General features: G+C 70.1%; 11 protein-coding genes and 2 pseudogenes. 11 read left to right on the top strand and 2 right to left on the bottom strand.

Going from position 1 to position 9,835, the window contains the following annotated elements:
• Positions 1-298: 298 nt before the first annotated feature.
• Positions 299-919, top strand: coding sequence for a MerR family transcriptional regulator (locus FMEAI12_RS40290; RefSeq protein WP_131626933.1), 621 nt, complete (start codon positions 299-301; stop codon positions 917-919).
• A gap of 145 nt (positions 920-1,064) precedes the next feature.
• The gene (locus tag FMEAI12_RS36360; protein WP_131626934.1) at positions 1,065-1,619 is read left to right on the top strand and encodes a hypothetical protein; all 555 of its coding nucleotides are present in this window, start codon (positions 1,065-1,067) and stop codon (positions 1,617-1,619) included.
• A 975-nt stretch (positions 1,620-2,594) separates the two neighbouring features.
• Here FMEAI12_RS36360 and FMEAI12_RS29735 read toward each other — a convergent pair.
• Complete coding sequence (locus FMEAI12_RS29735; protein ID WP_235014785.1) at positions 2,595-2,942, bottom strand: hypothetical protein; 348 nt, start codon at positions 2,940-2,942, stop codon at positions 2,595-2,597.
• Positions 2,943-3,177: 235 nt separating this feature from the next.
• On the opposite strand from FMEAI12_RS29735, the gene FMEAI12_RS29730 reads away from it, so the two are divergent.
• From FMEAI12_RS29730 to FMEAI12_RS29715, 4 genes and pseudogenes are all read left to right on the top strand, one after another.
• Positions 3,178-3,402, top strand: a complete 225-nt coding sequence (locus FMEAI12_RS29730; protein WP_112108641.1) for a MarR family transcriptional regulator — start codon at positions 3,178-3,180, stop codon at positions 3,400-3,402.
• A 71-nt stretch (positions 3,403-3,473) separates the two neighbouring features.
• Positions 3,474-3,584, top strand: a pseudogene (locus FMEAI12_RS29725) (SAM-dependent methyltransferase); the annotation flags it as partial.
• A gap of 268 nt (positions 3,585-3,852) precedes the next feature.
• The gene (locus tag FMEAI12_RS29720) at positions 3,853-4,449 is read left to right on the top strand and encodes a ferritin-like domain-containing protein (RefSeq protein WP_235014783.1); all 597 of its coding nucleotides are present in this window, start codon (positions 3,853-3,855) and stop codon (positions 4,447-4,449) included.
• A 205-nt stretch (positions 4,450-4,654) separates the two neighbouring features.
• Complete coding sequence (locus FMEAI12_RS29715; RefSeq protein ID WP_071065772.1) at positions 4,655-5,428, top strand: tyrosine-protein phosphatase; 774 nt, start codon at positions 4,655-4,657, stop codon at positions 5,426-5,428.
• Here the strand turns inward: FMEAI12_RS29715 and FMEAI12_RS29710 are convergent.
• Complete coding sequence (locus FMEAI12_RS29710) at positions 5,420-6,103, bottom strand: substrate-binding domain-containing protein (RefSeq protein ID WP_160144350.1); 684 nt, start codon at positions 6,101-6,103, stop codon at positions 5,420-5,422. The two genes, FMEAI12_RS29715 and FMEAI12_RS29710, sit on opposite strands and share 9 nt — an antisense overlap.
• Before the next feature lie 26 nt (positions 6,104-6,129).
• Between FMEAI12_RS29710 and FMEAI12_RS40285 the strand changes: the two are divergent.
• The 5 genes and pseudogenes from FMEAI12_RS40285 to mctP all read left to right on the top strand — a co-directional run.
• Positions 6,130-6,531: pseudogene (locus FMEAI12_RS40285) on the top strand (substrate-binding domain-containing protein); the annotation flags it as partial.
• Positions 6,417-7,223 (top strand): extracellular solute-binding protein, encoded by an 807-nt coding sequence (locus FMEAI12_RS36755; protein WP_368672121.1) that lies wholly within the window; start codon positions 6,417-6,419, stop codon positions 7,221-7,223. The pseudogene FMEAI12_RS40285 and the gene FMEAI12_RS36755, both read left to right, overlap by 115 nt.
• A gap of 54 nt (positions 7,224-7,277) precedes the next feature.
• Positions 7,278-7,529, top strand: a complete 252-nt coding sequence (locus FMEAI12_RS29700) for a hypothetical protein (protein ID WP_083391249.1) — start codon at positions 7,278-7,280, stop codon at positions 7,527-7,529.
• 248 nt (positions 7,530-7,777) lie between these two features.
• Complete coding sequence (locus tag FMEAI12_RS29695; protein ID WP_198541435.1) at positions 7,778-8,053, top strand: DUF3311 domain-containing protein; 276 nt, start codon at positions 7,778-7,780, stop codon at positions 8,051-8,053.
• On the top strand, positions 8,050-9,813 hold the full coding sequence (gene mctP, locus FMEAI12_RS29690; protein ID WP_112108638.1) for a monocarboxylate uptake permease MctP: 1,764 nt from the start codon (positions 8,050-8,052) through the stop codon (positions 9,811-9,813). Before FMEAI12_RS29695 ends, mctP begins: the two co-directional genes overlap by 4 nt.
• Positions 9,814-9,835 lie beyond the last annotated feature (22 nt).

Here is a 9,835-nt window from a genome sequence, read left to right as displayed (position 1 = left end):
ACGCCGAGCAGCCGACGCCTACGACACCGCCATCAACGAACTCATCCACCACGCCGGACTCGCAGCCTGACCCGCGCGCCCCGAACTTGACCCATCCTTCGCGGCTTCGCCCGCCCAAGCCTTCTAGGCGCACACCCATCCAGCCCCCCCGCGACCGGCTGTTCGGGCGGGTACTTCCGGCCAGTACGGCCACTCGCAGCGTGGACATTCGCGGCCCCTCTCGTTCGACGATCAGTGACGAGCACGCCGACGGTAGGGGGTCAAGTCCACTTGAAGGCAAGCCCGGGATGCGCCATCGTTGCATGATGTTGATCAGTGGCACGTCTCCAATCTGTCCGTCGGGCAGGTCGCCGACCGCATGCGGATCGCCCCCTCGGCCGTGCGCTGGTACGCCGACCAGGGCCTGCTTCCCTGCGAGCGCGGCCCCAACAACGAGCGCCGCTTCGTCGCCGACGTCCTGTGCCGGGTCGCCATGATCCGCTCCGCGCAGCGGGTCGGGCTGACGCTCGATGAGATCCGCGAAGCGCTCGCGGCCCTCACACCCGGAGTCGCGCCGACACCGCAGGACTGGGAACGACTTCGCGGCCCGGCTACACGAGACCCTCCGCGAACGCATCGACGAGCTGTTCGCACTTCTCAACGAACTGGCAGCCGTACCCACCGAGGGGACCAGCCCGGTCGGATATTTGCATGTAAGGCGCAGCTCGGCCCCCGCCACATCGGGAAGTCACAGATCGTGACATCCGCTGGCGTCCACGGAGGTCCATCGAAGTTCGCGGTCTTTGCTGCACCCGTCGGGCGGGCTGGGTGCTGCGGTATATCGACTCTAGCCCGCCAAGGCACAGGGACGTTCCGTAGACGTTCGTGGCGTCAAACCGGCCTGTTGACCTGGTGCACTCCGTCCGCGAACGTCCGTTAGAGCAAGTCCTCGCCCACGGGCTTGGCTGTTGACCCGGCTGCCAGAATCGCGTGCGCTTTTGCTACCCGCGGGAAGGTGATGCTAGTACATCGTCACTCTCTGTAAGAATCGCGCTTGGGGGGTGGAATGTAAGTTACACTGCCGCATGTCCTCATCAGGAGAAAACAAGAACAAAAAACGCAAGTGGCGCTCATTCGTGGAGACGGTCGCAGGTCTTCTCTTTTTTCTCAGTATTCCGTTTATCTTTGTGTGTATCGCTCAAGTGTGGAACAATGTCGGTGACTATCGCTCGTCGAATCGTACCTATGTCGTCGCGATCAAATCTCCCAATGATGAATGCGGTCCGGAGCTGGCGCTCAATTATGAGGACGGAACGCCTCTGCAGTGCATGCCCTTGGGGACTGGGCCGATATATGGCGTCGCGGACATCGAACTACCCGGCTTCACTGACGAGCAGAATGCCACGATCGCAGAGTTGGCCAAGAACCTTGGCGCTGACGGGCTGTTGCCCTCCGAGCAGATCCAGATTCAGAAGAGGATAGATGAGTTCGCCGCCACGGTACCGTCCTCCGAACGGCCGTACCCCGGTGCGGCCCGCCGGGCATGGGTATGGGGTGGGGTGGCTGCGGCCGACGTCCTTATCCTGGTCGCCATCTGGGGCGCCCTCGGGATCGCGACCTGGGCCTCCAAAAGACGCTGAGCGAACCTGGCCGGTTCGGACGGAGGAGGTACTGCTGCCGATGTTCCATCGCGCTCTGACCATCGCGCATGCCGGCAAGATAGGTGAGGGTGATTCTGGTGAGGGCGGCGAGGCCGTCGCCGATGCCTTCCTCTTGGCCGCGTAGGTCGAGGGCGTAGCGGATCTTCACGCCTGATGCGTCTTTGCGGCGGAGCAGGGTGGTGAAGTCGGCGTGTCCGTCGGGGAGGAACAGGCCGGCGATCACGAGGATGTCGCGTGCTGTTGTTCCCGGCGAACAGGGTTCGCCATAGGTCGGCGGGGACGGCGGCTCGGCTGGGGCAGACGCGCACGATGTCATCTGACACATCGGCGACGAGCGCTCCCGGGTGCGGTCCGTGGTTCGGAGATCGTGCCGGGCTTGTCGGCGAGGCCGATGCGGACTCGGGGGATGTCGATGCCGTCGGCGATGCGCTCGAAGATCTCCAGGCTGGTGACCTGGCGGCGGCCGTTTTCGATCTCGCTGATGTGGGACTGCGGGAGTCCGCGGACTGCTGCAGAATCAAGGGCGACCAGTCATTACCGCTGCTGCCGTCGCGGGCCGACTAACGCTGGTGGGGGTCGTGTGGTTCGGACGGTTCGCGCCCAGAACACAGGGGCTCCGCCCCTCGACCCCGGCCGCCTCCGGAGGAGGGGAAGGAACCGCCGCAGGTCACCAGGAGCCGGGCGCGCGGGACCGCTGATCACCTCCGCCGGTCGGACACCCGAGGGGTTACCCCAGAACCTCCCGACCGTGCAAGAGCGCACGGCACCCAGCAGGCACGGCTGGACCGTCGACGCTCTTGCACGGCCAGGAGAACCCGGGGTAAGGCATAGCCTGCCCGCCCACCGGAGAAGATCAGCTCAGCCAGGGGTCTGTGAAAGAGGAAACCCGTTGATCACCAAAGTGGCCGGCATCCCAGTCCGTAGGATGCCGGCCACCAGCAGAATCACGCAGGCTTACGCCCGCGCGGGATGACGACGGCAGAGGATGTCTGCCAGCGCGACGACCGACCGGGGGTCGAGGTGAACCAGCTCACCGACGAGCCGCTCCCCGGTCGGACCGCCCGGCGCCGCCAGTAGAAGGCTGTGCAGAGAGTCCTGGTATGACGTCCACGCGGCAGGACCGGCAGGCGTATCGGGGGGAACCCAGCCGCCACCGACGCCGGACCCGCCCTCACGCATCGAGCGGAAGATCAGCGTGACATCCGTACCGCCTCGCGTGACCGGCCGATGATCGACGTAGACGATGCTCGGCAGCGTCGCCGTCACGTCGATGAAGTCACGCAACAAGGCACCCGAGGACACCGTCACGTCAAAGACGCGGTCCGGTCGGGGCTCGACAGCGACGAACGGTCGACCCCGGTAGGCCTCCCAGCCGCCACGGCCAGACGAAGGCGGAATACTGGTCACGGGTCACTCTCCTGTGAACGCAGGTAGTGATCAAGGTTCCGGTGGGTGTTGGCTCACCCGCCGGAACCGCCAACACCCACAACAATACAGCTAGGCGCTGGAAAGTTGGGGTGAACGCTAGTATTCCCGCGTGGAGGACGACCCCCTGATCAGCTACGCGGAGATCTCAGGACTTGCCGGGATCAAGGCATCAACCTTGCGCGGCTACCGCACCCAGGGACGTCTACCCGAGCCGGACAACACCGATGTACCCGACCGGCCACGCTGGCGGACGAGCACGATCGCGGCGTGGCTCGCCAACCGGCCCGGACGCGGCGCCCGAACAGACCTCCGGCCACCGGACCCCACCAGGTAGACGCCGGAGGACCGACCCCTAGGGCATGTGGCATGGCTCACACTGTTCGGTGTACTTCGCGAAGTTAGTGCACCGGCATTCCCACCAACCCGAGCCTGCACGAGACCGCGCAGCGGCTCGATCCGGCGGCGCGGGTGCTCTACGTCGACAACGACCCGATCTTCCTGGCGCACGGCCGCTCGGCACCGAGGTTCGAGTGGGCGCGCTGACTCGGCTCAGCCGCATTGACTAACCGTCGCAAAGCTCAACAATCTGGATGTTTCTTCCAATGCCGTGCAACTATGGCTCATGCTCGGTGATGCGTCAGAAGCCTTTGAGCCATGGCGACACAGATTCGATGCGAACAGGTGTCGGCCCGACCCGGACTGGAGCGCGGGCGCTGAGATCCCCAGGGCGCTGGCCACCAGCCTTGCCAGGATCCAGGTCGGCGAAGCCAGTGACGGCGCGGGGATGATGCGGGCCGCCGCGCGGGCGGGCCACTCCGGCTACCTCGAAGCCGCGCGGCTGTTCATCGCCGAGGAGCAGGACCACTCGCGGCTGCTCGCCCGGCTGCTCGCCGCCGCCGGGCGGCCGACGATCGCGGCGCACTGGAGTGACACCATCTTCCGCTCGCTGCGCTGGCGGGCCCGCCTGCCGCGCGAGGTGCTGGTCCTGACCGTCGCCGAGGTGTGCACGCTGCGCTACTTCCAGGTGGTCCGTGACGGCGTCGGCGACCGGCTGACCCGCGAGGTCGTGGCGCGCATCCTCACCGACGAGCAGGAGCACGTTCCCTTCCACATCCGCCGCCTGCGCCTGGACCTCGCCGGCCTGCCCGTGCCGACGCGCGCCCTGCTCGCCGCCGCGTGGTGGGCCCTCCTCGCTGTGTCCGCGGCGGTGGTCGCGATCAACCACCGCGCCGCCCTGCGCCTGCTCGGCGTACCCTCCACCCGCTACTTCGCCGACACGCTCCGGCTGTTCGCCCCCGTCGCCAAAGCCGCACTCGCCGCCGGTCCGGCTGACCGATCCGAAACTCTTACCGGCCCGGGCCGCGTGAGCCCGAGCCGGTAAGGGTCGGATTCAGACTGCTGCACCGCCGGCGTCCCGACACCGATCCGGAGCAGTGGGCGGACGAGGACATCAGCGCCTACGCGCTGATCGCCCGCAAGCTCCAGGCCGTCGCGGGACGCGCCGCGGCGCAGGTGGAGGCCCCGGGCGGAACCGCGTTTGGGGTTTTGTTTGCTCGCGCTTAACTGGTCCGCCGTAGTGTCATCCGGTGACCGCCTCGCAGGAAACGCCTCAATGGATAGAACTCACCGGTGCCCACAACGTCCGGGATCTCGGAGGGTTACCGGCGGCCGGGGGCACGGTCCGTCCCGGCGTGCTGCTCCGAGGTGACAACCTCGACAGTCTGACCACCGAAGACATCGCGCTGCTGCGGGACAAGGTGGGCCTGCGCGGCGTCGTGGACCTGCGTGCCCCGTTCGAGAACCCGCGGGCCGCCGAGTGGTTCCCGCAGTTGGGCATCACCTGGATGCACGAGCCGCTGATGGACTTCACCGGGCTCAGCGACCCGAAGGCGCTGCGGGACCGGATCGGCGGAGACTACGCCCGGTTCTACGCGATCATGCTCGAGAACGCCGGCCCGGGGCTGGTCCGCATCCTGGACTTCCTCGTCTCCGGTGAGCGCACCCCGGCGCTGGTGCACTGCGCCGCGGGCAAGGACCGCACCGGCATCACGACGGCCGTCCTGCTCGCCGCCGCCGGTGTCGAGCGCGACGCGATCGTCGCGGACTACCTCGCCACCGAACAGCGGATCCAGCGGGTCCGGGAGGCGCTGAGCCGGCGGCCGGAGTACAGCCACCTGACCGCGGGCCGATCGGCGCCGCGCGGCATCGGGACCGCGGTTCTCGTCGACCCGAAGGCCATCGCCAGCGTGCTCGACACGATCGACGCCGCCCCCGGCGGCCCGGCCGGGTACCTCGCCGCCAACGGTGCGACCGCCGAGCAGATCAGCCGCTGGCAAGAAATGATCATCGAGTCACGCTGAATGAAGAAAACGCAGGAAGCCGGCCGCGGCGGCCCTGGCCTCGGCGGGCATCGTGGCCCGGTCGACGAGCAGGTAGGGGTGGTCGGCGGCCGGGGATCCCTCCGCCGGGTACACCACGACCAGCGGGACGGCCGGGTCGGTCCGGTTGTGTTTCCAGACCGCGCGTTCGCTCATGAAGTAGATGGAGGGCCCCGCGGCGATCCGGTTCGGCCCGGCGGCCTCCGCGCGGGCAACGGCCGCCTCGAGGCCGGTGGAGTCGTCCGGGCGGACGGCCCTCGTCCGCTGGATCACGCGGAGGCGGTCGAACAGCGCGGGATCGGTGGCCGCGGAGGCGGGCAGGTAGTCCTCCCGGCCGAGCCCGCGCCCGGCGCCCGCCAGCGCGCTGACGGTCGCGAGCCCCTCGGTCGACCGGGCCGGATCGGCGATGGCCGAGGTCACACCGCCCCACTCCGGATGGCCGTGCGCCGCCCAGCCACGGGGATCGGTGAGCACGTCCATGACGTCCGCCCAGGTAGGCGGCCGACTCGTCCAGCCGAGCGCGTCGGCCATCGGGCGGGGCAGGCCGAGTACGAGCGGGACGTAGGCGATGGACGGGCCGCCGGCGGCGACCGGGCCGTCCTTCCCGGCCCGCGCGGTGACGATTCTCGACCACATCGAGCTGGCGGGCGGGGGCAACCGCGTCGGCGCTGGTCCTGCCGCTGGTGGCCGTCCCCGTGCTGCTCGCCGGCTGCTCCGCCGAGCGGCCGGCGCCGGCGGGCGTCGACCCGCAGTGCGCGGCCGGGAGCCTGTCCGGCGCCGGGGCGACCTTCCAGCGGAGCCTGCAGAGCCGGTGGATCAGCGACTTCACCACCCGCTGCCACGCGGCGAGCGTCGCCTACGACGCCGTCGGCTCCGGCGGCGGGATCGAGCGGCTCATCGCCGGGGCGGTCGACTTCGCCGGGTCCGACGCCCTGCTGACCGGCGAGGAGCAGCGTGCCGCGGACGCCCGCTGCGCCCGTGCCGCCACCGGCCCCGCGGCTCCCGGGAGTTCCGCGGGCCCGGTGGGTCCCGCGGGGGCCACCGCGGTCCACATCCCGCTCGTGGGCGGCGCGCTGGTGTTCCTGTACAACCTGCCGGGGGTCAACCAGCTCCGGCTCGCCCGGCGACCGTGGCGGCCATCTTCCAGCAGCGGGTCGAGCGCTGGGACGACCCGCGGATCGCCGCGGACAATCCCGGCGTGGATCTCCCGCCCACCACTGTGTGGCCCGTGCACCGGTCGGACTCGTCCGGCTCGACCAGCATCCTCGGGGAGTACCTGTCGGCCGCGGCGGCGGGGGAGTGGACGCTGGGCGCCGGCAAGACGCTCGCCTGGCCGCCCGGCGGCCTGGCGGCGGAGCGGTCCGACGGCGTGACGGCCGCCGTGGACGCCGAGCCCGGTGGGATCACCTACGCGGAACTGTCCTTCGCCGCGAGGCAGGGACTGCCGACCGCGGCCCTGGCCAACCCGTCCGGTCAGTACGTGACCGCGAACGCGCTCAACGTTCCGGCGGCGCTCGCGAACGCCGTCCTGGACGAACACCATGCCGACCCGCGGATGCTCATCGACTACACCCCGACCGACCCGGCTGCCTATCCCGCCTCGGCGGTGACCTACGGCATAGTCTGCGCGGCGAACAACGCGCACCCGGAGTTGCTGCGCAGTTATCTCGGTTACGTTCTGAGTAAAGGTCAGGAAAGTACCGATGAGATCGGCTACGCGTCGGTGGGCGGCGCCGCGGCCAATCGCGCCCGGCAGCTCGCGGCCACGATCAGCTGACGTCCCGTGCCCGCGCGCGTGATCGATCATGGCGGGATGGGTAGGTGATCGACCATGCTGAGTTGGCTGCGCCGGTCGGTGTCCGCGCGACGCGACCGCGACCAGGTGGACAGTTCGTCGTGGAATCCGTCCGGATGGTGGTGGTGCCTGGAGCACGGGCGCGTGGAGAACCCGCCGGACGCCCCGGGGCACCGCCGCCTGGGTCCCTACCCGAGCGCGGCCGAGGCCGAGAACTGGCGTGACGAGCTGGACCGCCGCAACGAGCAGTGGGACGAGGAGGACCGCCGCTGGGCCGGAGACCGCTGAGCCGGCGCGACGGAACCGGCGCCGGCGGCGCGGGTCTGCACGGGGCGGGTGTGGCGGGCCCGCGCACGGTGTGACGGGGCGCGGGGCGGGGTGACGTGTGCCGACACGCGGTACGTGGGGCACCTGAGGGGCGACTGTCACGCCTTAAGGTGACCACTCGATTGCATTGAGTGGTGTGTGGTGCCGGTGGCGCCCGGCGACGTCGTCCGGCGGGGCGCGGCGTCCGCGTCCCGGTGGGAGGAATCCGAGTGCGTTCCCCGTCGACCGACCCGTCCCCGCCCGCGGGCCCGCCCCGCGGACGTCCGCTGCCGCGTGGCCTCGTCCGGGCGGCCGTCGCGGTGCTGCTCTCCGCCCAGGTGGTGGCCCTGCTGCTGGTGGGGACCTACGCGAGAGTCGAGCCGCGGGTGTGGGGCTTTCCGTTCTTCTACTGGTACACGCTGGTGTGGCTGGTCGCGGGCGCGGTGAGCCTGGCCGGCGCCACCTGGCTCCTCCGGCGCACCGCGGGCCGACCGGACGCCCGGTGAGCCCGGATCCTGCCGGCGACCCGCCGGTGCTGGCCGCGCCGTTCCACACCGACTTCCACGGTGTCGAGTTCACGGTCTTTTTGGCGCTGTTCGTCCTGGTCACCGTGATCGGGTTCGGTGCGGCGCGCTGGCGGCGGGCCGCCAGCCTCGACCACCTCGACGAGTGGGGGCTCGGCGGCCGCGGATTCGGCTCGTTCGTCGCCTGGTTCCTCATCGGCGGTGACATCTTCACCGCCTACACGTTCATCGCCGTTCCCGGGGCGATGTACGCGACGGGTGCCGTCTCGGGCTGGTTCGCCGTGGTGTTCACCAGCGTCGTCTGGCCGATCGTCTTCGTGATCATGCCGCGGCTGTGGGCCGTCGCCAGCCGGAACGGGTACGTCACGCCGGCCGACTTCGTCCGCGGGCGGTACGGGTCGCGGTCGCTCGCGCTGGCCGTCGCCGTGACGGGCATCGTCGCGACGATGCCGTACATCGCGCTCCAGCTGGTGGGCATGCAGGCCGTCCTGGAGGCGATGGGGATCGGCACCAGTGGGGACAACCCGATCGTCCGGGATATCCCGATCGTCATCGCGTTCGCGGTGCTGGCCGCGTACACCTATCGCTCCGGGCTGCGCGCACCTGCGCTCATCGCCTTCGTGAAGGACATCCTGATCTACGCCGTGGTGCTCGTCGCGGTGATCTACATCCCGCACCGGCTCGGCGGGTACGGCGCCGTGTTCGACGCGGCCCAGGCGAAGTTCGACACCGCCAACGCGGCCGCCGCGGCGGCGGGCCGGCCGCCGAAGGCGGCGTTCGTCCCGGCCCCGTCGGAGTTCCTCGCCTACGCGACCCTGGCGCTCGGCTCCGCGATGGCGCTGTTCATGTACCCGCACGCGATCACCGGGATTCTCTCGACGCGCAGCCAGGACGTCATCCGGCGCAACACGGCGGTGCTGCCGCTCTACTCCCTGCTGCTCGCCTTCCTGGCGCTGCTCGGTTTCGCCGCCATCGCCTCGGGGGTGAAGACCGACAACCCGCGGCTGGTCGTCCCGCTGCTGTTCGACCAGCAGTTCCCCGCCTGGTTCACGGGCGTCGCGTTCGCCGCGGTGGCGATCGGCGCGCTCGTCCCGGCGGCGATCATGTCCATCGCGGCGGCGAACCTGTTCACCCGCAACATCTACGTCGAGTTCTTCCGGCCGGACGCGACACCCGCCCAGGAGACCTCGGTCTCCAAGACGGCCTCGCTGCTGGTCAAGGTCGGCGCGCTCGTGTTCGTCCTCGGGATGGACACGCAGAACTCGATCAACCTGCAGCTGCTCGGCGGGGTCTGGATCCTGCAGACGTTCCCGGCGATCGTGGCCGGCCTGTGGACGCGCTGGCTGCACCGCTGGGCGCTGCTCGGCGGCTGGCTGGTCGGGATGACCTACGGCACGCTCGAGGCCTACGCGCAGCGCAGCGCGACCGCGCGGCACTTCGGTAGCTCGCTCGCCGAGGTCCCCGGACTCGGCCGAACGGCCTACATCGCGCTGACCGCGTTCGTCCTGAACGTCGTCGTCGCCGTGGCACTGACCGGCCTGCTGCGCGCGCTGCGCGTGCCGACCGGCATCGACACGACCACGGTCGGCACAGCCACGGCCACGGCCACGTCCATGGCCGGCACGGCCACCGCCGGCACTGTCACGCCTGGTGCTCCCGTGCCCGCCGACGGCGGCGTCGGAGTGCCCGTCCAGGCCCCCGTGGAGGACGCGGCGGAGCGGCTGACGGGGCCGCCGGCCTGACACCGGCGCGCCGCCCCGGCTC

The organism is Parafrankia sp. Ea1.12, assembly GCF_900465275.1.
Lineage (GTDB): Bacteria > Actinomycetota > Actinomycetes > Frankiales > Frankiaceae > Parafrankia > Parafrankia soli.
This window is presented reverse-complemented; position numbering and strand designations above follow the sequence as displayed.

Excerpts from the sequence above, each read along its gene's own strand:
- FMEAI12_RS36360 (WP_131626934.1), top strand. The coding sequence starts at position 1,065 with ATGTCCTCATCAGGAGAAAACAAGAACAAAAAACGCAAGTGGCGCTCA.
- FMEAI12_RS29720 (WP_235014783.1), top strand. The coding sequence starts at position 3,853 with ATGATGCGGGCCGCCGCGCGGGCGGGCCACTCCGGCTACCTCGAAGCC.
- FMEAI12_RS29700 (WP_083391249.1), top strand. The coding sequence starts at position 7,278 with ATGCTGAGTTGGCTGCGCCGGTCGGTGTCCGCGCGACGCGACCGCGAC.